This is a genomic window from Companilactobacillus sp. FL22-3, from assembly GCF_054881455.1.
This window is the reverse complement of sequence record NZ_JBTYYZ010000006.1, coordinates 146340-171166: the sequence shown is the minus strand read 5'-3', so window position 1 is coordinate 171166 and position 24827 is coordinate 146340. Positions and strand designations below refer to the sequence as shown.

At 37.8% G+C, this 24827-nt stretch carries 21 protein-coding genes and 1 pseudogene; 6 read left to right on the top strand and 16 right to left on the bottom strand.

The features are described from left to right. Positions 1-42: 42 nt before the first annotated feature. From ACYT32_RS07235 to ACYT32_RS07220, 4 genes are all read right to left on the bottom strand, one after another. A complete protein-coding gene (locus ACYT32_RS07235; protein ID WP_395265271.1) occupies positions 43-651 on the bottom strand; it encodes a hypothetical protein in 609 nt (202 codons plus the stop codon). Between the two features lie 312 nt (positions 652-963). Further along, positions 964-1950, bottom strand: a complete 987-nt coding sequence (locus ACYT32_RS07230) for a helix-turn-helix transcriptional regulator (protein WP_461793385.1) — start codon at positions 1948-1950, stop codon at positions 964-966. A gap of 97 nt (positions 1951-2047) precedes the next feature. Next, positions 2048-2800 carry a LiaF transmembrane domain-containing protein gene (locus ACYT32_RS07225; protein ID WP_395265273.1) on the bottom strand — a complete coding sequence of 251 codons (753 nt, stop codon included), beginning with the start codon at positions 2798-2800 and terminating at the stop codon, positions 2048-2050. Further along, positions 2790-3254, bottom strand: coding sequence for a LytTR family DNA-binding domain-containing protein (locus tag ACYT32_RS07220; protein ID WP_395265274.1), 465 nt, complete (start codon positions 3252-3254; stop codon positions 2790-2792). Before ACYT32_RS07220 ends, ACYT32_RS07225 begins: the two co-directional genes overlap by 11 nt. A gap of 170 nt (positions 3255-3424) precedes the next feature. Here ACYT32_RS07220 and ACYT32_RS07215 point away from each other — a divergent pair, with 170 nt between their 5' ends. Then, entirely contained in the window at positions 3425-4123 is a 699-nt protein-coding gene (locus tag ACYT32_RS07215) for a Bax inhibitor-1/YccA family protein (RefSeq protein ID WP_395265275.1), read from the top strand. A 213-nt stretch (positions 4124-4336) separates the two neighbouring features. Here ACYT32_RS07215 and ACYT32_RS07210 read toward each other — a convergent pair whose 3' ends face one another. The 6 genes from ACYT32_RS07210 to ACYT32_RS07185 form a co-directional block, all read right to left on the bottom strand. Continuing rightward, on the bottom strand, positions 4337-5272 hold the full coding sequence (locus tag ACYT32_RS07210; protein ID WP_395265276.1) for a metal ABC transporter solute-binding protein, Zn/Mn family: 936 nt from the start codon (positions 5270-5272) through the stop codon (positions 4337-4339). After that, on the bottom strand, positions 5269-6120 hold the full coding sequence (locus ACYT32_RS07205; protein ID WP_395265277.1) for a metal ABC transporter permease: 852 nt from the start codon (positions 6118-6120) through the stop codon (positions 5269-5271). Before ACYT32_RS07205 ends, ACYT32_RS07210 begins: the two co-directional genes overlap by 4 nt. Before the next feature lie 2 nt (positions 6121-6122). Beyond that, positions 6123-6860, bottom strand: a complete 738-nt coding sequence (locus ACYT32_RS07200; protein ID WP_395265278.1) for a metal ABC transporter ATP-binding protein — start codon at positions 6858-6860, stop codon at positions 6123-6125. 155 nt (positions 6861-7015) lie between these two features. Then, positions 7016-9046 carry an L-type lectin family protein gene (locus ACYT32_RS07195; RefSeq protein WP_395265279.1) on the bottom strand — a complete coding sequence of 677 codons (2031 nt, stop codon included), beginning with the start codon at positions 9044-9046 and terminating at the stop codon, positions 7016-7018. A gap of 459 nt (positions 9047-9505) precedes the next feature. Further along, on the bottom strand, positions 9506-12037 hold the full coding sequence (locus ACYT32_RS07190; RefSeq protein ID WP_395265280.1) for a M1 family metallopeptidase: 2532 nt from the start codon (positions 12035-12037) through the stop codon (positions 9506-9508). Positions 12038-12167: 130 nt separating this feature from the next. Next, positions 12168-12404, bottom strand: a complete 237-nt coding sequence (locus ACYT32_RS07185) for a cytochrome b5 domain-containing protein (RefSeq protein ID WP_395265281.1) — start codon at positions 12402-12404, stop codon at positions 12168-12170. A gap of 150 nt (positions 12405-12554) precedes the next feature. Between ACYT32_RS07185 and ACYT32_RS07180 the strand changes: the two genes are divergently transcribed. Further along, complete coding sequence (locus tag ACYT32_RS07180) at positions 12555-13013, top strand: nitroreductase family protein (protein ID WP_395265282.1); 459 nt, start codon at positions 12555-12557, stop codon at positions 13011-13013. A gap of 61 nt (positions 13014-13074) precedes the next feature. Here the strand turns inward: ACYT32_RS07180 and ACYT32_RS07175 are convergent, their stop codons facing one another. The 3 genes from ACYT32_RS07175 to ACYT32_RS07165 form a co-directional block, all read right to left on the bottom strand. After that, positions 13075-13821 carry an alpha/beta hydrolase gene (locus tag ACYT32_RS07175; RefSeq protein WP_395265283.1) on the bottom strand — a complete coding sequence of 249 codons (747 nt, stop codon included), beginning with the start codon at positions 13819-13821 and terminating at the stop codon, positions 13075-13077. Between the two features lie 122 nt (positions 13822-13943). Further along, complete coding sequence (locus tag ACYT32_RS07170; RefSeq protein WP_395265284.1) at positions 13944-14810, bottom strand: aldo/keto reductase; 867 nt, start codon at positions 14808-14810, stop codon at positions 13944-13946. A gap of 17 nt (positions 14811-14827) precedes the next feature. Then, positions 14828-15373 (bottom strand): DapH/DapD/GlmU-related protein, encoded by a 546-nt coding sequence (locus ACYT32_RS07165; protein WP_395265285.1) that lies wholly within the window; start codon positions 15371-15373, stop codon positions 14828-14830. Positions 15374-15480: 107 nt separating this feature from the next. Between ACYT32_RS07165 and ACYT32_RS07160 the strand changes: the two genes are divergently transcribed. The 3 genes from ACYT32_RS07160 to ACYT32_RS07150 all read left to right on the top strand — a co-directional run bounded on the left by ACYT32_RS07160 (position 15481) and on the right by ACYT32_RS07150 (position 19693). Next, positions 15481-16371, top strand: a complete 891-nt coding sequence (locus ACYT32_RS07160) for a LysR family transcriptional regulator (RefSeq protein ID WP_395265286.1) — start codon at positions 15481-15483, stop codon at positions 16369-16371. Next, complete coding sequence (locus ACYT32_RS07155; RefSeq protein ID WP_395265287.1) at positions 16368-16778, top strand: nucleoside 2-deoxyribosyltransferase; 411 nt, start codon at positions 16368-16370, stop codon at positions 16776-16778. The genes ACYT32_RS07160 and ACYT32_RS07155 overlap by 4 nt, the downstream gene beginning before the upstream one ends. A gap of 170 nt (positions 16779-16948) precedes the next feature. Beyond that, a complete protein-coding gene (locus ACYT32_RS07150) occupies positions 16949-19693 on the top strand; it encodes a cation-translocating P-type ATPase (protein ID WP_395265288.1) in 2745 nt (914 codons plus the stop codon). Positions 19694-19801: 108 nt separating this feature from the next. On the opposite strand, the gene ACYT32_RS07145 is transcribed toward ACYT32_RS07150, so the two are convergent. Next, positions 19802-20341: a dihydrofolate reductase family protein gene (locus tag ACYT32_RS07145; RefSeq protein ID WP_395265289.1), complete on the bottom strand. Its 540-nt coding sequence runs from the start codon at positions 20339-20341 to the stop codon at positions 19802-19804. A gap of 227 nt (positions 20342-20568) precedes the next feature. Then, a complete protein-coding gene (locus ACYT32_RS07140; RefSeq protein ID WP_461793384.1) occupies positions 20569-21432 on the bottom strand; it encodes a serine hydrolase in 864 nt (287 codons plus the stop codon). A 291-nt stretch (positions 21433-21723) separates the two neighbouring features. Between ACYT32_RS07140 and ACYT32_RS07135 the strand changes: the two genes are divergently transcribed. Continuing rightward, on the top strand, positions 21724-22713 hold the full coding sequence (locus ACYT32_RS07135; protein WP_395265291.1) for a zinc-binding dehydrogenase: 990 nt from the start codon (positions 21724-21726) through the stop codon (positions 22711-22713). 65 nt (positions 22714-22778) lie between these two features. Here ACYT32_RS07135 and ACYT32_RS07130 read toward each other — a convergent pair. Then, positions 22779-24824, bottom strand: a pseudogene (locus ACYT32_RS07130) (beta-galactosidase). Positions 24825-24827 lie beyond the last annotated feature (3 nt).

The following is a 24827-nucleotide window of genomic DNA, read 5'->3' as shown; positions in this document are numbered from 1 at the left end:
ATTACCTTTTGAATCGAATTGCATTTCATTTTCTTCTTTGACTCATTGTCCGTAATACATGTGGTAAGCAGAATCTATATTCGGAGCTAATTCTACTTCTGGTCTTGTACTAAACATTTCATGATAAATATTATTATCATTACCTAAGAAAAACACTTCACTCATCATACCTGTATCTAAGGCTACTGAATATTTAGCACTCACTGTCTTTTCAGGTTCTACTCCATCCTTGCCACCGATAACATCGCCATAATCTAGTTGACTATACACTCGAAATTCGTCAAATTGACCACCACCGTTATAGGCTTCAACTTTAACGTTATCTTTAAGTGTGATCAAATCATGATCAAGCAAGAATCTCTTAAGCTCTTCTGCACTATTAATCGTGTTTCGTCCCTTTTGCATGGAAGAATCAACTTTTTGAACGCTATACTTACTTACGGCATAGTCATAACTCAAGATTTGATTAGATTCCATGCTTTGCAACGTCTTGCTTCCAAAACTACCATTTTGCGGTGTCATTGAAGCTTCATTGCCCGCACTGTACTTTAGCTGCAAATTAGAATTAGCCGGAGAGGCACTGACGCTTTCATAATAATAACGTGATAACTGACTGGATTTACCCATATATGTCTTCGATTGATTTGCCACATTCAATGTCACTATTTGCGATTTGGCATCATACGAATATGTACCTTGAGTTGAAACTAATTCCGAAGTATCCCCATTAGTAATTTCGTTATAAACCCAAATAAATTGATTGCCTTTGAAGAAAATACCCGAAATGTCATCTTCATATGTAGATACAAAATTTTGATTAGAAAATTCAGTACTACTGTTCGACTTAGCTGCTTGGTGCTTTTTGCCGTTAGCTTTGGCTTTCTTATGACTAGCCTTAACTACTTTATGTGTCGTAACTTTCTTAGTGTCGCTTTCTGGGCAAAATAAAAAACAATGAAATTATCATTGCTTTTTTTCATCGTCATATAAACGATAAGTATCATATAGAGTTTTCTTGATATCATCAGCGATAGCTTTGGGTTTCACAACTCGTAAAATGGTCGTCTCTCCCAATAGCCATAATTTTACTCCGTCAGAATAGTTGACCTCAATCTCAATCAAATTAACCGAGAACGGAAAACGATTTGGCCGATCAAGCTTCTTAATAACTTTGCAAGACGGAAACTTATCTCTGATATAACCGATATATCCGTAATATTCAAAATAGATCCGCGTCTTTTTACCTGGGTATCCGTAAAGATTCAACTGCGCATCCCTACCGTGATTAGGTCGTTTACTGTAGTCATCGGCTATTTTAACGTGAATAACTTTTATATCGGTCATCCAGTCGATTCGATAAGTTACGTACTTATGGGTTTCCTTCTCCAAGCCAACTAAAAAGAAGTAATAATTGTCAAAAAAGGTATGCACAGGCGAAATCTCAACCGTTTCTGTCTGAGCATCCTCTTGTGCCTCATGATTAGTATATTGGAAACGTATTTTTTCATTATTGGAAATATTTTGTTGCAAGGCCCATAACTTATCCTTGCGCAAGCTCGTATCATCGATAAAAGTTTGCGTCAATCGTTCGCTAGCAACTGCATCTTTAACCACCTTACGATTGTCGACGCCAACCATATCGATCAATTTGTCAATCAATTCTGGCAATTCAGTTTCATTCAACGAACGACTCGAAACCAAAATTTTCGTCAGCAATAAAATCTCATTTTCCTTTAAAAGTAAATTTTGACTGACAGTGTGATAGCGCCCATCCTCTTTAAAGGTAAAATGCCGATTCAAAACGTTAGTCTTATCGTCAAAAGCAAGCTTGAGATTTTCTATAATACGCTGCACGTTTCGAATATTAGTATTCAATTTTTCAGATATTTCTTTATTCTTTAATGGTTTGTTCTCTAATAGTAGAAAAAATATTCTCAATGTTAAGTTCATGTTGTTTCCCTATCCCCTGTGACTATTAGATTAGCATAATTTGTGGGATTGAGAAATAACCTATCATTATATAAAAAGTTCTAAGCAAAGATTGGATTTAAATATAAGTAATCTTCAATCCGGACAGAGAAACCAATCCTTGAACAATAACTGTTGGGCTCGAATCGGTCACATCTTGATAGCCTACTTCAGTGACTCCACCAAGGTTATTATCGATCTTTTTGACAACATTCCAAGTCTTGGGCAAGTACAATTCAATCCCACCGAGTGAAACGTCCAGATTGATTACGGCTGAATCATGAACTTGGACGTTATCGAAGTAAACTTTGGCATCGCCCATAGATACGTCGATATTAGCTTCATGAAAGTCATCTGATTTCACATAACGAATACTGCTGCCCATTTTGACGTAAATATCAATATCAGATTGATTCATCGTCTCAATGTCAGGATCAACCACACCTTGAAACCTTTTACCTCTATTAGAGCTCCATTGATACTGTTGATAATATTTTTTTCTCAACCAAGGGCGACGACGAGCTAAAAGCGGGCGAAAGATCATTGATAATCCAATTGAAATCAGCAATGCGGCCCCCAAGATGGTCCATGGTACCAAAGTTGTGATATGCAATGGTTTGGCATAGAGAATAGCTAGAAAGGCGGTCGAAAAGACTGCCCCAGGTATTGCGACATAAACCAAGCTTTTAATCAAAAAGGCAACCAGGATTATCGTGGCCACAATTGTCCAAAAGCTGAATGTATAGGTGATTAAATGCAATTGACTAACAACTAAAATAGCAGCACTTAAAAGTAGAAATACACCCCAGAAAATTCCATTTCTATTTTTCATTTTTCAAACTCCTTTGACTTAATTTCATTTTTAATTCTTTCAAAAAGCGTCGTGACACATAAATCTGCTTATATGAATCGCGAAACTGGATTAGATTTCCAGTTACTGAACGAGATAATGAAGAAACTTCGTTGATATTTAAAATTGAAGATTTAGAAATCCGTAAAAAATTATCTGGTAAGTTTTCTTCTAATTCATACAGCCGGTAATGGATCAAAAAGGCATTATCAGTCGTATGTGCAAAGACGTTTCGATCGTTAGTTTCAAAGAACAGAATGTCCGAAAGCGCTAATGAATACAATGTTTCACCAATATAGCCATTGATCTGGTTAAATCTATTTTCGATATCTTTAAGACCAGCGACCAACTGTGTTACTTCGGCATCATTTTGGGCTGCTCTGATAACAATTTCTTTCTCTTGATACTCAGGTGCAATATCCAAACGAATCTTCACATCGACCCACCCCCTTTTCGATAACTGTATTACACCACTTTCAAAGACTGCTGTATATGAATTTTGTCTAAGTGGTCAATTTGAGAAACTAAGCGGTCCCCTTTCCCAAATTACAAAATAATGTTATTCTATTGTACAATTATTCTAATAAGATTTGAGGAGGATTAAAAATGCAATCTGTAGATAAAGTAAAATCTGTTGGTTTAGCGAGATTTACATCTCTAGTATATTTATATACTGGACTAGGAATCGCGCTTTGGACCATTAGTGCGCAATTGATTGCCAACAACCAAGCTCTATCAGAAATGATTTTCCAAGGTATGGCTCAACACCGAATCATTTCGCTAATTTTAATGATTGGAGTTCCCTTTGCTTTTATTGGCTTAAGTAGTCGTTTAGCAACAAAGTCATACTTATTGACCTTTATAAGTTACATAGGTTTCATCGTTACCTTATCGGTGATCGGGGTTCCAGTCTTTTACCTTTACTCAGCTAAGAGTATCGTACAAACATTATTCGTTACATCAGCTGCTTTTGGGGTTTCGGCCGTTATCGGTTTTGTAACTAAAAAAGATTTAACATCTTGGAGCAGAACCTTATTAACTGCTTTGATTGCCATCATCGTTGTTGAAGCTATCAACTTATTGATTTTCCACAGTTCAGCCTTACTAATGTTATCTAGTGCTGTGGTCATCATTTTATTCTTGTTCTATATTGCCTTTGATTCACAAAACATCAAACGCATTTACCAACAATATTCTGCTTCAGAAAGTTTAGGTGCAATCGCTTTGGTTGCTTCAATCAGTTTGGTACTTGATTTCATTAACTTGTTCTTGAGTATCATCCAAATTTTTGGAAATAGCAACTAACATCAGTTCAAAGTAAAGATTTGATTCTTTACTTTGAACTTTTTTCTTTTCACAATCTAATTCCTTGCATCAGTATAGAGAAGGTAGTACTATATGTGACTCATGGAAGAACTCGAAAACAACTAGTCCTCAATTGCTATGTTTTCGGTTTTTTCGTGAGTCTGAATCGAAAAAAATTCCTCGTAGTCTTTTAAAAAGACTGCGGGGAATTTTTTATTTTAAGCCGTTATAAATTTTATCGATATTCCATTTCATCATTGAATAATAAGTATCGCCATTCGTACCTTTTTTAGCTAATGAATCAGTGAAAATCTTTGAATAGATATCTAAGCCTGACTCTTTAGCAACTTTATCCATTGACTTAGGTGAAACGGATGATTCCACAAACAAATGCTTGACGTCTGAAGCGTTGATCTTCGCTAAAACAGCTTTCATCTGATCGGGTGTTCCTTGTGCTTCAGTATTGATCTCCCAAATATACGCTGGATTGACATGATAAGCTTCTGAGAAATACTTAAAGGCTCCTTCAGAAGTGACTAATACTCGTTGTCCTTCAGGAATCTGTAAATATTTAGACTCAGCTTCTTGATGCAATTTCTGTAATTTAGTTACATATTTATCAGCATTGGCTTGATAATAATTCGCATTCTTAGGATCTTTTTCCTGCAAAACTTTGGTGATTGTTTTGACATATTTGATTCCGTTAGCTAAATCCAACCAAGCATGAGGATCTTCTTCGTCTTTATTAGTAGTTAAATGCTTAGCTTTAACATCGGCACTGGCTGAAAAAACTTCGCGACCAAATTTCTTATTGGACGTCTTGACTAGCTTCGTAAACCAACCATTACCACCAGTTTCCAGGTTCAAGCCGTTATGAAAAATTACATCCGCATCGGCTGAAGCAGAAACATCAGTCGGTTGTGGCTCATATTCGTGCGGATCAGTCCCACGTTTAACGATACTATATAGTTTGATCCGGTCCTTCCCAACGTTATGAACTATATCTTCTAAGATTGAATTCGTAGTTACTACATGGATCTTTTCGTTGTCAGCGACTGTTTTAGAATTATTATCTCGTTGATATAAAAAGAAGTACACGCCGCTGATCATCAGGATAACTCCAACTAAAGTGATGAAAAATCGCTTCATTGTGTCACACTCCTTTTCAACTTAAAGAAGTTTTGTTTCGGTGAGGCAACAAAAGAAATTGCGAATAAAGCGGCGGCTACAATAACAATTGCCGGACCAGAGGCCCAATTGAAAGTATAACTAAAGTACAAGCCAGTAATAGATGACGCTACGCCCACAACCGCTGAAAGAAGCAACATCGTTCCTAATTTATCCGTCCAAAGAAAGGCTGTCGCTGCTGGTGTGATCAACATCGCCACTACCAAGATGATTCCCACGGTTTGTAAAGCTGAAACAGTGACCAAGGTTAAAACTAACATCAAAGCATAGTGGATCACTTGTGCATTCAAGCCATAAGTTTTGGCATAAGTTTCGTCAAATGAGGTTACTAGCAATTCCTTATAGAAAGTCACAACGAACAAAATAACTAATCCTAAGACAACTGCAGTAGTCATAATATCAGTGTCACTAACTGCCAAAATATTTCCGAACAAAATATGATGTAAATTAGTAGAACTTTCTGCCATTGATATCAAAATAAAACCTAAAGCATAAAAAGCACTGAAGACGACCCCAATCGAAGTATCAGTTTTGATCTTACTGCGTGAGGCAACAAAGCCAATCAACAGAGCTGCTAAGACGCCGAATACGGAAGCTCCAATCAAAATATTGATGCCGAGCATATAGGCTACAGCAACTCCTGGCAACACAGCATGAGAAATGGCGTCTCCCATCAGTGACATCCCACGTAAGATAATGAAACTTCCAATAATTCCGGACATTATCCCAACCATAATTGCAGTCAAGAGGGCACTTTGTAAGAAGTCATATTTTCCCAAAGCATTAATAAAATCAATTATCGAAGTCATACCTAAACACCTGCCTCTTCTTGAAATAGAACAGAAGATAAGTCAGCACTGAAGGCACTCTCGATATTCTTCGGATTATAAACTTCCTTGGCTGGACCATAATCGACGATGCCATGGTTTAAAATCACTAAATCATCAAAATATTTAGTTACCTTATTCAAATCATGATGGATAACGATAATAGTTTTATTCTCATCTCGCCACTGCTTCAAGATTTTCATAATGGCCGTTTCACTCTGCAAGTCGATCCCGACAAACGGTTCATCTAAAATAATGATCTCAGCTTGTTGCACGATAGCTCTAGCAACGAAAACTCGCTGCAATTGTCCACCCGACAGATTTCCAATTTGGCGTTTGGAAAATTCAGTCAAGGAAACTTGTTTTAATGCATCTGCGGTAGCTGCTCTTTCAGCTTTACCAGGATTTTTAAATAAGCCTAATTTTCCATAAGTTCCAGTCAGAACTAAGTCAAAGACATCGATTGGAAAAGTTAGATCCAAATCCTTTCTTTGTTCAACATAAGCAACTTGCTTTTGAACAGACTTCATTGACTGACCTTTGTAGTCAATCTCACCTTGACGAGTTTTGATTAGATTCAAAATTGCCTTGATCAAGGTCGATTTACCTGCACCATTCGGCCCAATGATCCCAGTGATTTTACCCGCGTTGAATTTAACGGCTACATCAGCAAAAACTGGTGTGTCATCGTAAGCGACAGTGAGGTTCTTAACGTTTAGCATAAAGAGCCTCCATTCTTAGACGTTTCCCCCCGGTTCTGTCGTAAGAATATCATATACTTCATGACACATCAAGAAAAAAGTTAGGCGAACTTAATTCTGATTTTACCGTTATATTAAAAAAGATTATTTCATCATCTGAAATAATCTTTTTAGTATTAACTTGTACTGTCAACTAATGTCCAGGTAATTACCCCTGTATGAACTCCTGCTGAACTATTTCCACTTTGACGCAACAGGATTCCATCATTGCTATCCCAACTGGATGAAACGTCAGTTTCGTCATTGCTAGCCTTGGTACCAGTAGCAATCATCGTCAAATTATCAGTCAAGGATTGTTCGGAATCAGCTTTATTTACAAAGACTAATCCTCCCTTAAAGTTATTACTCAACGACGTAGCTTGGGCTGATAATTGCCATTTGGAGCCAACAGGTCTGGTATCTTTGACATCAACGGTCCATTTGCTACTACGGCCAATCACCTTGTTCAGTGGATACTCTTGAACATTGCCGAAACTCATTTGATTTGAAACCGTCAAATTCAAAATTGAATCCGACACGTTGATTGTAAAGGTGATCTGATTAGATACCTTGTGAGTTGTTTTATCAACGACATAAAGCGTGACCGTGTTACTTCCTTTGGCTAACTGATCCGCTGGTATCGTCAAAGTAAATGGATTGCTGGTCATACTGCTGATCATCATCGAAGAATTATTATTCACTTTGGCAAATATCTCAAAATTATTCGGATCAACACTAGTTTGGTCACTGTAAGCCACTTTACCTTGAACATTTACCGGTTGATTCAAAAGTGCATTGATAGTCGTATTACCAACTGCAGTTAAATTGATATCAGCAATATGTTTGATCACAAAAGCCTGGGTCATCACATCTTTTTGCAAATAATCTCCGTCAAAACTAGCATGTTGAGCTGGCACAGTTATATCAGACGTATTGGACCCAACTACGGTTCCGGTAAAAGTGATCTCTGCCGACTTATAACCGTCCTTCCAAAGCGATTCTGCTAATTTATGTTTAACTTCATTATTAGTCATACCGCTCAATTCACTGATGGTTTCAGTCTTCTTATTGCCGCTCGTATCGGTATAAGTAATTACTCCTTGCGTATAGTTGATATTGGTTGGCAACTTCATATCACCAACAATATTACTCCAACTTCTGGAACCACTTAAATAATTCAAATTGTAATTGATATTGACCTGATCTCCATCATAAACCACATTTTTATTAGGATCAGTTGTCGTAGGATCACTAATTTCACGTTGAGAAGTAATATCATACATACTAGCTGTAGCATCAGCTTCAACTATCGCTGGAATAGACTCAAAGTTGATCAAGTTATTTTCTTGACTATTACCAGTAGATCCTGTGAATCCCCAATACAATTTGGTAGTTCCCTTTGATAAATTAAATTTAGTTAAATCAATTGGGTAATCTTGATCAATATCTGGTGTTCTCAAAGTACCATCAATATCTTTATCATTAAACTTCATATTGACTGTTGCCTTAGTAGAGTCAGACGCATTAGGCGTCCAAGTCATCGTAACATGGTGCCAACGATCATCAGTTAAGAAATTATTAGGAAATTTAGCGGTCTTAACTTTAATAATTGGATGTAAATGATCCATGATCAATCCAGGATACGTACCTGTTAAATAAGTAGATGGCTCGCCAGGATAGTTATCAGCAATGTGATTGATAACGTAACCAATTGCATTTTGACTATCAAAGTTAGTACCTATGCCGCCTTTTTCAGGTGCATTGGGATAAGTATCAAATTCCAACGCCCAACTATTCTGAATGGCTCGAATAGCTAAAGTTGAAGAAGCGTCACTAGCCGAGGTCTCTGAACCCCAAACGCCTAAAGATTCTCCGACGAATCCACTAGAAGGAACTGTAGTAAAGGCATTCTCACCCACGTTTTGAATTACGAAGGCCATCCCGTCACCAGTATCGTCACCACCTGATGAGTATTTTCCACCGAAAAACATCCACATTGACATCGTTTGTTTCTTAGTGATATCAATAAAATTTTGGTCCGTTTCTGCCGTCTGACTACGTTTGGACCAAATAACTCCTACTTTAGCTTTTTTGGTTAAATCTGTATCAGTCTGAGTTAATCGAATAATATCAGAACTACTCTTATTAATCCCACTATTGGCAGGCAAAACAGCCGTATTGTTATCCTTAATTGCAGGAACATTGAACCACGTTGAAATTCCGCTTAGCCCTTCAGGAACCGTCCGATCAACTCCACCATTATTGGGATTATTAGACAGAACAACTGATATATCCGTTTGCGCAGCTTTAACAAACGATCCGCCTAGGGTAATTATTACAATAAAAATACTAAAAGCTAAACTGGTAGCTAAAACAAATATTTTTTTGATAATATCATCCCCTTAAATCTTGAATAAATACTTATTGTAAATTTAATTTATTGCCGTATCTACGTCAAAATTATTGCTCGATTTATATAATTCTAAAGAAATTATATTATCTTCAGCAGGAATATATCACCCAAAAATGTTTCCGTTTTCTTACGTTTTTTGTCTTTTTTTATGTAAAAAAAATATTGCCAGTATTTTTTGACAAATACTAGCAATATTTCCGTTTTATTCTAGAATTTACTTGTTTTCAGCAATGGCCTTATTAACGGCATCTTTTTCAGCTTCAATCAAGTTAACATTTGTTTCAACGATCTTGATATCCATTTGAATTTCACGTGTCAAACCAGGTGTATTAACTTTAGGTTCAAAGAAAGCTTTAAACTCTGCTAAACGTTCTGGGGTATGGAAGACCATCGAAGTAACGGTGATGTAAGTTGAAAATTCCATGTCGCCACCGACTGTCTTCTCCAGCCAATCCCAGTCATTTCTAATCCAGTCCCAAGCAGCTTGTTGTGACTTTTCATTAGCCAAAGTTCCACGATACCAAGCACGTAGATCTTGAGGCTTGATCGTTTCTGCATCTTCGAACTTGTTGATCAACTGACTGATCAAGTTTGGATCTTCTACACTTGTTACGGCTACTGATAGATCAGCTTTATAACTAGGATCGGCCGACTTCACGTAGTCACTTAGCAAGTTATTGAATAATTGCTCATTACCAAAATGTTTAACTTCATTTCTCAAGACTAACAGACGAATATCTGCGGAAAGTCCTGCTAAATTATCTTGGTTAGCCTCAAAAATCTTGTGAGCTTGAGCAATAGCTTCCTCATTTTGAGCATACAAGGCGGCATTCAAAACGTAAGGACGAGTCAATTGATCATCGTTTGATTCGCCAGCTTTTGGTTCCCAGCCTAGACGTTCAACTTGTTTTGCACTCAACTTATTGACCAAAGCTTGCAAGTTCTTTTCTTCAGCTGAATCTGATTTAACAAACTTCTTCAAATTATTAACGACACGATATAAAGCGGCATTAACAACAGTTGAATGACTTTGAGCAAATTTATCCAACAAAGGTACGATGGCAGCGTAAGAAATCTCTTTAGCATCGGCCAACAAACGTAGATCTTGCAAAAGTCCTAATTGAGAAATATTATCTACAGAATCTAAATTGTCTAAAATATCCTTCATCAAGGCATCGTCATACTTCACGATAAAGTGTGAATTATTGCCGACATTCAAACGGAAAGGTTCACCAGCATCCTTACGCAAGTCTTCATAGTCATTGATCACCACACTGTGGTCAGCCATAATCTTAGGAGCAGCGCCATAGTTACTGTTCAAAGGAATTTGCCATTGACGGCTCTCATCCTTACCTTCACCGATAAAGAATTGTTGTTGTGTCAAAGTAATCTTGTTGTCGACTAAGCTAGCAGAAACAACCGGATAACCAGGTTGTTCCAACCATGAGTGCATGATCGAGCCAACATCGATACCAGAAGCATCACCTAAAGCATTCCAAAGGTCATCACCTTTAGCATTGTGATACTTGTGAGCTTCAAAGTACTTCTTCAAACCAGCACGTAAATTATCGTCTCCCAATAAAGCACATACCATTACTAGCATTCTGGCACCCTTAGCATAAACGATTGCTGAATCAAACAGGGCATCGATTTCTGCTGGGTTATTTACTTGAACGTGAACTGATTGAACTCCATCTGTAGCATCACGTTGCAAAGCAGCGGGAACATCAGATGTTTGGAACATTTCCCAAACGTGCCAGTCAGGTTCGATGGCATCAACTGCCACATATTCCATCATATTGGCAAAACTTTCATTCAACCATAAATCGTCCCACCAATTCATAGTTACTAAATCACCGAACCATTGGTGAGCCAATTCGTGGGTAATTACCGTCGCAACTAATTGTTTAGTATCCAAAGAAGTATTATCAGGGTCGACCATCAAATAAGCTTCACGATATGTGACCAGACCCCAATTCTCCATTGCTCCAGCAGAAAAGTCAGGTAGTGCCAATTGCCATGAATGTGGAAGTGGATAAGGAGTTTGATAGAAGTCTTCATAAAACTCGATTGCTCGTTTGGCAATATCTAAGGCAAAGTCCAATTCATTAGCTTTGTGAGCCTTAGTAGCGAAGACCCCTACTTCAACACCACTCTTAGTTGTTGCAACTTTACTTTGAAGATCACCAAAGGCAAAAGCAATCAAGTAAGTCGACATTCTTACCGTTGTATCGAAATAGTGAATCCCATTTTCAGTTCTAATTTCTGGCATGTTAGCCAAAATTGTTTCACCAGGTTGTTCGTCGAACTTGATAGCCATATCGAATTTAGCTTTAGCTTCTGGTTCATCAACACAAGGGAATGCTTGACGGGCAAAAGTGGTCTCAAATTGCGTCCCAATAATTTGCTTCTTAACGCCATTAACTTCGTAATATGAAGGATAGATACCCATCATGGAATCAGTCAATTTAGCATTGTAAGTGATAGTTAGAGTTGTTTGACCAGCAGCTGGCAAAGTGATGTTGATAGCGTCATTGTCATCGTCAGTTGTAAATGGAACTTCTTTACCATCAGCTTGAACAGATTCAATGTTCAAATATTTTTGGTGAATTGAAATTGATGGCACTTTAGCTTCACCATCGATCACAGTCTTACCAGAAAATTGTTTAGTACCACGATTGATATCAATAAAAACATCGTAGCGACTAGGTTGAAATTTTTCATAAAAGCGTGTTATTTCAGTCATAAGTTCCCCTTTGATTAATGTTTTTTAATTTATTTCTAATTTATTATAATCTTTACGATATCGCACTTTCAATAAAAAGGGAACAGATTTGTAAAAAAATAGCCCTTATCCAAAGGACTATTAAACGAAATTATTCAGCTAACTTGCCAACGGCATTTAATTTGGCTAAAACCGAGTGCTTGTGAGGCGACTGCATGATCGCGTCAGATAAATTATTGCCAGCTGTATTACCGTGATGCTTACCACCAGCCCATGGTTGTACGTCAGTAACGTCATAAACTACCCCATCGATTGCAACATAGGCGGGATTGCCGTTTTCTCCGTTAAACTTCTTTAACTCTGCTTCGGTAAATACCTTTTCTGCCATTTAACTAACCTCGCTTTCAAATTTTCTAACTAAGCTCATTATGACACGTTTCTTCTCCAAAAGGATATTTTTAACTACTGTAAAAATCAATTGTGCGAGCGGATACAAAAGTTCTAAAATAGAGTTAATTATCAAATTGGAGGTACTACTATGGAAACATTAACCATGATCAAATCACGTAAAGCTATTCGCCAATATTCTGGACAAATAACCGACGAACAACTCCAAAATATTCTCTTAGCCGCCAACGCCGGTTCCGCTGGGATGGGTGAATTCGAAAATTATCGTCTGACAGTTATCCAAGACTCCCAGGTTTTGTCTCAACTAAATGGCATTTATGACGCTCCAACCGTTATCGTCGTATCTGCTACTAATAACGGATTAATGGAAGGAAATTCTGCTGGCACAATGGTTCACGGTATGGAACTAGCCGCAGAAGATCAAGGACCCGGTGCTAACTACAATATGGCTTGCCTAGGCTCAATTCCTAGTGGTGTCATTCCAGATGGTTTCAAACCTATCTTTGCTTTAACCCTTGGTCAGACAACTGAAAACTTCACACCACGTGATATTTCCTTAGAAAAAATCAAAACTAATATCGTTAAGTAAAACAGGCTGAAGCAAATGAGAGCGGTCACTCAAAATCGAGTTGCCACTCTCATTTTTTTGACTACTCTTTAAAAAATTGACCGACAATCTTTAAAGCTGCTTGACGAGATTTTTCAGAACTGAAACCATGGTCTGCTCCATCTAAAAGATGTAATTGATCATTTTGGTAAACATCATCATAACGTGTCGAAGCAATTTTGTTAACTACTGTATCATTTAAACCATGAATCAAGCAGACTGGTCCGTGATACTGCTTAGCTACTTCATAGATCGGTAAAGTTTGCGCTGTTCGGATGTAGAATCCGCCCAAAGTCAGACCTTTTTTGATGGCTAATTGGTCGGGAACATTGTGAGGATCATAAGTATAACCTTGCGTATCCCCTTTTAAGGCATCATCTTTTAAGGTTGCTGCTGGAGCTAATAAAGCTAATTTAGAAATTTTATCAGGATAATAACCAGCTAACATACTAGCAACCACGCCGCCTTGGGAATGACCGAGCAGATAGATTTTTTGAACACCAGCTAAACTTCTTGCATAATCCAAAATAGCTTTGCCATCAGCGATCTCATTCAAGACCGTCATATCTGCAAATTTACCATCTGATTGTCCATGACCATTGAAGTCAAATCGTAAGGTCGCAAAGCCTAATTCTTCCAAGTGCTTAGCCAATTGAAAAAGTAATTGCTCTGGTTCAACTCCTCGGTTAGAAGTAAAACCGTGCATTAGAACCACTAAGTTGAATTTTCCTTGTGGCTTATTCAAGGTCCCTCGTAAAGTCAATCCGTCACGTTTAATCTCAACATCCATACTTTTATCATCCTCTTTTGACAAATTACGATTATTTTAAACCACTTCGCTTAAAATAGATAATTTTACTCAATTACCTTTAGAACAAAAAAATGGCACCCGCAATCGGGAACCATCTGTAATTATAATTTGCCACCAAAAACTGGAAAGGCACTGGCATCACCATATTCCATCGTGTCAATAGCTGCCAAAGTCTGCATATCTGCCTCTGAAATCTGGAAATCAATTTCAGAATTTGACTTCATATGTTCTGGATTAGCTGACTTTGGTAAAACAATGACATTTAATTGCCAATCATAGCGGATGCACAATTGTGGCACACTGACATGATACTTAGCAGCCATCTTTTTGATGCGCTCATCATTTAGGGCAGCCCCGTGAGCTACTGGTGAGAAAGCTTCGACCGCAATATCGTTTGCTTGAGAATATTTGATAATATCCATAGGCGTATCACCGATATGAATTTGCACTTGATTGACGGCTGGTTTAGTAGCGCTGTTCTTGATCAAATTATCCAAGTCTTCCTTATTAAAACTAGAAACTCCGATAGTCTTTAACTTACCAGCCTTAACCGCATCTTCCATCGCCCGCCAAGTTTCTAAGTTACCTTCAAAATGACGGTCATTTCCTTGGTTAACTTCTTTCCATGGTTGAGGATTATGAATGATCATCATATCCAAATAATCTAATCCCATCTTGTTCAAAGTTTCATCGATTGAGCGCTTAGCTTCATCATAATTTTTGATTTCAGCTGCGACTTTGGAATTTACAAATATCTGCTCACGACTGATACCAGACTCACGAACTGCCTCTCCGACACCACGTTCATTCCCGTAGGCTTGGGCAGTATCAATGTGACGATAACCAATCTCAATCGCACTCTTAACTGCTTGAGCTACTTGATCATCTGGAATTTCCCAAACACCTAAAGCTAGCTTGGGAATCTTTACTCCGTTGTTTAACGTAATTGTTTCATCAAAAACTGTCATAAAATCTCTCCTTCAATTCATTTTTTCTTATGGTCAATTATTTTTATTACTGAAGCCGGCACCCCACCAACAATCGTATTAGCCGGAACATCTCTAGTTACCACTGCCCCAGCCGCTACAATGGCATTTTCACCAATCGTAGTCCCAGGTGTGATCGTAACATTTGCTCCCAACCAAACATTGTCGTGAATGTAAACCGACTTAAAAATCAAGTGTCGTCTTTGATCAGGGGCAGTGTGATGATTAACCGAAGTGATCGTGGCATTAGGCCCTATCAAGACGTTATCTCCGATATAAATGCCGCCTAGATCAACGAACATGGAACAATTACTGATATAGACGTTCTTACCAATATGTAAATTCCGACCAAAATCGGTTCGAAATGGCAGTCGGATCTCAGTGGTAGGATCAATTATTTCATTCGTGATCTGACTAACTATTTGCCTAATTTCCGCTTGGGTATGGGGAGTGTCATTCAATTCTTGAACCAATATTTGATTTTTGTGATTAACTTTTTCAACTTGTTCATAAGCTTTGGTTCCAAGATCCATTTCCGATTTCATTTCAAACACCTCACTGATTGAAATCAGTATACAAAGATATTATTATGATGTTAAATACTTATTAATAATCATTTATCATTACTTTTTCGTATAATAGGAGTCTATCAATGGATATCAGAGTTTTACGTTACTTTATTGCGATTGCTCAAGAACAAAATATTACCCGTGCCGCCCGGCTACTACATATTTCTCAACCAGCCTTATCTCGCCAAATTGCTGATTTAGAAACTAATCTAGGCACTCAACTATTCATCCGTGGTAAACGTCAAATCCAGTTAACTCAAGATGGTTACTACCTTTTGCAAAGAGCCCAAGAGATAATCGGTCTGGTTGACAAAACCACTTATAATTTACAAAAACAAGATGTCGTCAGTGGAACTTTGGATATCGGTGCTGGGGAAAGTGTCGCTATTCAATGTGTCATGGATACGGTTCACGACTTGATTCATCAATATCCTGACATTCAGGTCAACTTTAACAGCGGTGACTCAACCGTGATCGAAGCAGCCTTAGACAGTGGTATCTTAGAGTTTGGTATCATCATGGGGCACCATGAATTAGGCAACTATAATACTATGAAGTTACCTGAAAACAATCGTTGGGGTCTCTTAATGCGTCAAGACGAACCGTTAGCTCAAAAAAAGGACATTACCCCAAGCGACTTGATTGGTCGCCCTCTTTTGGCATCTCGACAAATTAGCCATCACAAAGACTTCATTGCCTGGAGTCAAGGGCTATTTGAACAATTCAAATTTATTGGCACTTATAATTTAATCTTCAATGCCAGTCTCTTGGTCAAAACTGGCAGTTGTCTAGCTTTAACTTATGAAAATTTAATCAATACTTCTGGTGATAGCAATTTAGTCTTTCGCCCCTTAACTCCAACTATGACCGATCCCAATACCTTAATATGGAGTAAGAAACGTCAACTACCGGAAGCCGATCAATTATTTTTAAAAACTTTGCAAGAAAAAATTAAACAGGAGTCTCAAGCATGAAAATATACTTTGCAGCTTCAATTCGAGGCGGACGTGCTGACGTTAAAATTTATCGCCAACTGATCGATTTTCTCAATCAAGATAACCAAGTTCTCACTGAACATATCGGTGACCAGTCTTTATCAATAACTAGTGACGATCAGACCAAAGATGCTTATATCCGTAACCGTGATGTTAAGTGGTTAGAAGAATGTGATTTAGTGGTAGCTGAAACTTCACATCCCAGTTTAGGTGTCGGTTATGAATTAGCTACCGCAGAAAGACTGCACAAACCAGTGATCATTCTCCATAATTCTTCCAAGAGTCAGTTGTCAGCAATGATCAATGGAACAGCCTATTTCCAAAAAATTTTCGAATATCAGACTATTTCTGAAGCCATCAAGATCCTGCAACACAACTTATCCTAAACGGATAATTCAATAATCTTCAAAATAGCCAAAAATATTTTCTGATGATATACTAAATGTACAAGTAAATCTAACTAGGTTGAGCGCAAGCTTCAAGTCAATACTTCTGAGGGTAAGGAAGTTTCTTGAGGCTGGCGCTTTTTCTTTGCCCAAATGAAAGGAATGATTGTGTGGCAAACTATTACAAAATACCGACTGACACGATTCTGAAGCAATTTTCGGTCGACAAGGATCACGGCTTAACTGACAGCCAAGTGACTACTAACCGTGAAAAGTATGGTCCTAACCAAATCGAAGAGAAAAAAGCTGAACCATATTGGAAAATCTTTTTGAAAAGTTTCAAGGAACCAATCGTGATCGTACTTTTAGGAGCAGTTTTATTATCATTTCTCAGTTCTTGGTATGCCTTTCAAGTCCAAGGCGATGGCCAACATGGAAGAGAATCACTCTATGAAGCGATTGCCATTTTAATTTTGATTTTGATCAACGCCTTTTTGAGTTTTTGGCAAGAAATCAATGCCCAAAAGAGCCTCGATGCCTTAAAGGAAATGAACAGCCGTTTTGCGACTGTCCTAAGAAATAATGAATGGCAAAAAATACCGACAGCTGAACTAGTCGTCGGTGATATTTTGAAAGTTGCTTTAGGAGACTTCGTTGAAGCCGATGTTCGTTGGATCGATACGAATGAATTACAAGTCATCGAATCACATTTAACTGGTGAACCCGATGCAATTGCAAAAAATAGCGATGTTATTTCCGAAACCGTTGAACTGGGCGACCGGTTCAATATGGGCTTCTCTGGTTCTACCGTATCGAACGGACAAGGAGTCGGTGTTATCACCGCCACTGGCGAAGAGACCGAGTTAGGAAATATTGCCCGCTTAATGCAAGAAACCGACGTTAAAATCTCTCCGCTACAAAATACTATCAATCTATTGACCAATATTTTAATGAAATTCTCTGCTGCTATCGTTGTCTTTACCTTCGTCGTGGGGATAATTCGAGCAGGGGAATTTAGTGTTAATTCTCTGACGTCCGTTCTCTCAACTTCAATTGCCTTAGCGGTGGCCTCGATTCCTGACGCTTTGCCTGCAGTTCTATCGATCGTCTTGACTATCGGTACCGCTAAAATGGCTCAAAACAAAGGTTTGATCAAATCACTCAATAGTGTGGAAACTCTTGGTAGTACTTCTTACATTTGTTCTGATAAAACTGGGACTCTAACCAAAAATGAAATGACCGCGACTAAATTTTACGACAATGGTAAATTCTTTGACGTTTCTGGCTTAGGCTACGCTCCCCAAGGCCAAATCAGTGGTTCTGTCGACAAATCATCGCAATTCTTAACTGGTGCCGTGCTCTGCAATGAAGCCACAGTTAAAGAAGTCGATGGCCAGTATAAACCCTTTGGTAATCCGACCGAAGTTGCCTTAACTGTACTGGGACAAAAAGCTGGTTTCTTTAAAGACGAGCTCTTAAAAGATTACGAAATAATCCGTACTTTACCATTTACTAGCAGTCGCAAAATGATGAGCGTGGTCGTTAAAAAAAATGACGATTACTTTCTCTACACTAAAGGTGCGCCAGATGTCCTATTACGCAACAGTAGTAGTATCTTGAAAGACAATCAAATTGACCGCTCTCCAAAAGCACAAGCTGATTTCTTAGACGTCGTTGGTCAATATGCTGATCAAGCTTTAAGGACCCTAGCAGTCGGCTACAAAAAAATCAGTCAAAAAGCCGCTCAAACAGCTGAGGTACAAGACTTAGAGACTGATTTAATCATCACTGGTCTCGCTGGTATCATCGATCCTCCTCGTGAAGAAGTAAAATACTCCGTCAAGACCCTCAATGAAGCCAACGTGGCTGTAGTAATGATCACTGGCGATCATGAAAAAACCGCTCGGGCAATTGCTTACGATCTAGGAATCGTTAAGACACTTTCTGCTCCAGTGGTTAAAGGAATCGATATTGAAGAAATGTCTGATGAACAATTATTCAATACCGTTTTAAAGACTAATATCTACGCCCGTGTCACACCTGAACATAAACAACGGATCATTAAACAATTACAGCGCCAAGGACAAATCGTGGCGATGACTGGCGATGGTGTGAATGATGCTCCAGCTTTAAGAGCCGCCGACATCGGTATCGCTATGGGAATCAATGGGACTGAAGTAACCAAAGACTCAGCAGATTTGATTCTATTAGATGATAAATTCACCACAATCGAAAAATCCGTTAAAAGCGGCCGCACTATTTTTGCCAATATCAAGAATTTCATGCGCCATGAATTGACGACTAATGTTGCCGAAGTCTTGTCGTTATTGTTGGGACTACTCTTCTTTAGCCAAACCATTGGTAAAGTTCCTGTTGGGACGCCGACACTGACCGCTATCATGGTCCTCTGGGTCAATATGGTCAGTGATGCCTTGCCATCATTTGCTTTAGGATACGATGTTGCTGAATCTGACATCATGAAAGAAGCTCCCCGTGACCCCAACGAATCGATCTTAGCTAATCATACTTGGTCCAGAGTCTTGGTTCGAGGGACCATCATGGGTGCCATGGTTTATCTAGCCTTCTTATGGGCAGCTAATCAAGGGTTTGGTAGCAATGAAGCTCAAACAGTGGCCTTTTTGACTCTAGTATTTGGCCAATTATGGCATGTGTTTGATGCGAGAAGCTCCAAAACACTCTTTAGAAGAAATCCTTTCGGAAATCCACGCTTGATTTTGGCTGTGGCGTTTGCCGGAATATCATCGGTGTTAGTGACAATGATTCCCTTCTTTAATTTAGTTATGGGAACAGCTACCTTACCTGCCGCAATCTATCTCTATGTGATCTTCATTCCAGCACTGCCAACCTTAGTACTTTCAGGACTTAAAGAACTCTTCAAGATTAAAATCTGGTAAAAAATATTGCTAAATTATTAATTAAAAAAGCCCAGTGGAATTAACCAAAAATGGTTATCACTGGGCTTTGTCGTGGAAAAAATCACATCCACGTCTAATGTAATTTTGTTATTTAGAATAGGTTAGATAAGCCACACCATTGATCTTCTTAGCTGACTCTAAGTTCAATTCCTTAAAGTTAGTCTTTTCAGAGAACAAGGGGATGCCACTGCCCAAAACGATTGGAACAATACAAATTTCATAGACATCGATCAAGTCTTTATTAACTAATGGCGCAATGATACTGCTGCCGCCGATGATCCAGATATCCTTTTTGGAAGGCTGTTGTTTCAACATTTCAACTAAATCACTAACATCATCGTGAATAAAATGAATATTGTCGATGCCTTCAGTCGGATGAGTTGTCAAAATGTAATTCTCGAAATTGCCATATGGATAATCATTAGGCGATAACTCGTTAACTATCTGTGAATAAGTATGACGCCCCATAACTACTGTATCAATGTGCTTTACTAATTTTTCATATTCGTGGTCAGCTGTATCGCCAGAGCTAAAATCGCTATTAGTTAAAAAATCAATAGTGCCATCTTTTTCAGCAATATAACCATCGAGGGTTTCTGCGATGTATAAGATAACTTTTCGTGCCATTCCTTTTGGCCTCCGTTGATTTATTAGGGACAATTATATAATTAATCCTTTTAAATTGCATTAATTGAGTATGATTTTTTAATTGAATTTTCTTATTTTAAGGAAGTGATATCCAAATGACCTTTTAAAGTGTATAATGGATTAGATATCTCAAACAAGGGTGGCAATTCTCAGCCGCTTGATATCAAAAGAGAGCTAGGTGTGGTCACCTAACTCTCTTTTTGTATCTAATAATTATTCAATTGCTTGCCGGCATCAGCACCATAAACAATTTCTTGAACATTCTTAGCAATCTTAGCTATTCGTGGGAAACCACTGAAATCACTTTGGTTGTGTCCGTGAGTCATAATGACCAGAATATATCGCTGTCCATTAGGTAAAGTTACAATACCGGCATCATTGTTCACATCGTCTAAAAAGCCGACCTTGTCTTGTACCGTCGTACCCGCATCAGCTGCAGCTGCACCAGTAGGAATACCCGTACGATAGTTTTGCTCACCCATCCACTTTAGGATCTTTTTTTGATCAGACTTATTTTGAAAAGCGCCTGATCCTGAAGCTAGATCTTCAAGCAATAACTGCAGACTATAACTGGTCGTTTGAGTCGCCTGACCATCTTGAAAGACATTCGGATACCAACCTTGACTCTGAGTGAAATTACTCAACGCGCTCGCACCATAATTGACGATCTGTTGTTCAGAAAAGTCATTGTCGCTGTTAACGATCATTCGTTCAAAGCCATCCTCATTCTCATCTGTCCAACTGAAAGCCCCTTGTAGCTTTTGATTCATCAAGAAAGCTGCGATATAGAGTTTATATGTACTTGCCGAAATATTCACGGCCTTGGCATTTGACTCGACTTCTAAACTGCCCTTTTGGTAAAGTTTGGCTTCCTTGTCATCTGCCGAACTGCTGCCCTCAACAGCACCTAAATTGTAAAAACTCACACTTGCCGTACCATCTTTAGTTACACTATTTAAATAATTGGTCAAATTTGTCTTGATGATCTTTTGCTTCTTTTTGATGACCTGATTGGTCTTCTCATTATCATTGCCACTTGAAGCATAGGAATTGTTAAAATAATAGCTCAATCCAGCAACTACAATACATATCATCAAGAAAAATTTGAGATACTTTTTTATCTTTCGCCTTTTAACTCTTATGAGACTACCTCCACTTTAAAATCATCCTTCTAAATAGTTTCATTATACGAGCCCGAAAATAATTTGCTTAATACATTTCTGTTACATATTTCTGAAATAATGATATTTTGTCAACAAAATGTAATAAATTTATTTTGATTTATTGTATCAGGGATATTCTTTTTCAAGCAAACAAAACAACAGTATAATTAAAATAATATGTTTACCGGAGGAATCTTTATGCAAGCTTACTTATTCACTGATCCTAAACAATCTGGTCTAACAAACCTAAGACAAGAAACTGTTTCGACTCCAAAACCTGGTCCAGAGCAAGTTTTGATCAAAGTTAACAGTATTGGCCTTAATCCCGTCGATTACAAACTTATCTCACAACCACTTCCCAACTTCAAATATCCACATATCTTTGGACTCGATGCCGCGGGAATAGTTGAAGCCGTCGGAGAAAATGTGACCCGATTTAAACCTGGTGATCGTGTATCTGGTCACAATAATTTACAAAATGACGGTGTCTTCGCTGAATATGCAATTTTCCCCGAATACTGCCTCACAAAACTGCCGGATAATGTCAGCTTTGAAACAGCTTCAGCACTTCTATGTGGGGCCATGACAGCATATCAGGCCATCTTTCGGAAGATGAATTTGACCGGCAAGAAAAATATTCTCATTCACGCAGGCGCTGGTGGCGTAGGTTCGATTGCCATTCAATTGGCCAAACTTCAAGGACTCAAAGTTATCACCACCGTTTCTACTGCCAAGACTGCCTTCGTTGAAAAATTTCAGCCTGATAAAATTATCGACTATAAGAATCAAAATGTAACCGCCGAAATAATGAAATATACTAATAACTCCGGTGTGGACTTGATTCTCAATACAGTCAGTGGCGCCGAAGCCAAATTAGACGTAACAGAACGGCTCAGCTACAATGGCGAATTAGTCTGTATCGTGGATGGCCCAACACTTGATGACAACGATATCTTGTTTGATAAAGGCCTCAGCGTTACCACTTTAAATCTTGGCGGTGCCCATCATGGCAATTCACTGACGCAAAAGAAAGATCTAGGTATCATGGCTGGTGAATTATTACAACTCGCTAGTCAAAAGCGGATTGATCCTAGCATTACTGAAGTTTTACCGTTTGATCAACTAGTCGATGGATTAGAAATGCTTTTGCACCGAGATTCTGTGGGCAAGATTATTGTAAGAATTTAAAATTTACTAGTTCTAATCTAAAAAGTCACCTAAGGAAAATTTCTTCCATTTAGGTGACTTTTTAACTAACTATATTTTTCTTTTAAAATCAAAGTGCCATATTTCTTTAAAACAATATTTTTACCTACAATCGAACCATCCAAAACATTCGTAGTTTCTCGATTGGTTTCAATAGCTTGCTTCTTTTCAGAAAAATTCATCAAAAAATGATAAACGTATCCATTTTTGTATCTGTTTTGACAAGAGACTTCATATACTGACTTGGATATAAAGTTATTTCTCAAATTCAACTCTTTTATAATTGGTTTATAAAAATCTTTCAAGAAATCACGACTCATTCTCGTGGCTAAGTAATATGCACTTCCTTTACCATAATCATTCTTCACTATTGCTGGAGTCCCTTGATAAAAATTATTTATATATTTACCAAGTGTTTTAGCCGTTGTTGTTTCGATAACTTGATTAAAGTCTTTACTCAAATACTCTTTCCCATTATATAAAATATGACCATGTTCATCAGGATATAGAGTATCAATTTCTTTTGTATTCAAGCCAAACAACTCACTCAATTTCTTAGGTAATCCATATAAATTAACACGATCATATTTATCAACCATCCCAGTAAAATAACTAGAAACTAATACTCCACCGGATCTCACATATTCAGTTAATTTATCAACCACTTTTTCCTTATTCATATATAAAATCGGAGCTATGATTAAATCATAATTTGAAAAATCATCATCTTCGCCAAGAATACTGCATGATATATCTTGACCCCAAAATATTGAATAATGTTTTTGCAATGTTTGAATGCCTAACCTAGTAGGGCGACCAAAGCCACCTCCACGATTAAAGGCCCAATTACTTTCCCAATCGTAATAAATACCGACTTTAGATACTCTTTTAGCATGCTTTATTTCTGAGATATCAGCTAGCATTTCACCATATTGGGAAACTTCTTGATAAACCCGATTGTTCTTTGATCCATCATGTTCAATTACCGCACCATGATATTTTTCTGAGTTACCTTGAGACTGTCTAATTTGGAAATATAAAGTGCTTTCTGATCCATGAGCAATTTGTTGAATACTACTTAAAATATTCATTCCCGGACGTTTGGATTTATTATATTGAAGCCAATTCACATAACTTGGTGTTGATTCCATAACAATAAACGGTTGATGTTTCAGTGAATAAAATTGATCGTGTACATATCCTGTCTTCATCGCTGTTTCAGCTAATGTTTCATAATTATTGTGCCATACTGGATAGCTGTCCCAGCTTATAACATCCAGATACTTTGCAAATTTACCGTAATTTAGACCTGTGATAGGATAAAAATCTCCATGATCCATACCTTCTGCCATAAAGTTTGTAGTTATTGGAATATTAGGCGTTATTTCTCTTAAAGGCTTTATTTCAGACTTATAAAAATCAATTGTCATGTCGGTTACAAATCTTTTCCAATCCAAATCCATTCCGTGAACTTTAGTCTCACCCAAAGGAGTTGGTGGCATAACCTGACTCCAATCACTATACAATCCACTCCAAACACGTAAATACCAAGCTTCATTAAGATTATCAAGTGTTTGATACTTCTTTTTTAGCCATTTGCGCCAGTTATCCTGACATATTTTACAGTAACATTCTCCCGAATATTCATTAGAAACATGCCACATTAATAAGGCTGGATGATTCCCATATCTTTTTGCTAACAAAGTATTGATTTTATTTGTTTCTTTTCGATAAATTGGAGATGAATAACAATGGTTATGACGAAAGCCCGCCATGTGACGATGCCCATATTCATCAACTCTATTGACCTCTGGATATTTCTGACTCATCCATTTAGGGCGTCCACCACTTGGAGTGGCTAATATTATATGTCCTCCTATTTTATAAATGTCGTCAAAGACCTTATCTAACCATTCAAAATGATATTCATTTTCCCTCGGTTCTAAAGATGCCCACGAAAAAGTACCCAAAGTTACAGTATTAATTTTGGCTTACTTCATTAACTTTAGATCTTGTTGAAGAATCTTTGGATGATCTAACCATTGTTCAGGATTATAGTCTCCACCATATAAAAAAGTATCTATTGATTTCATTGA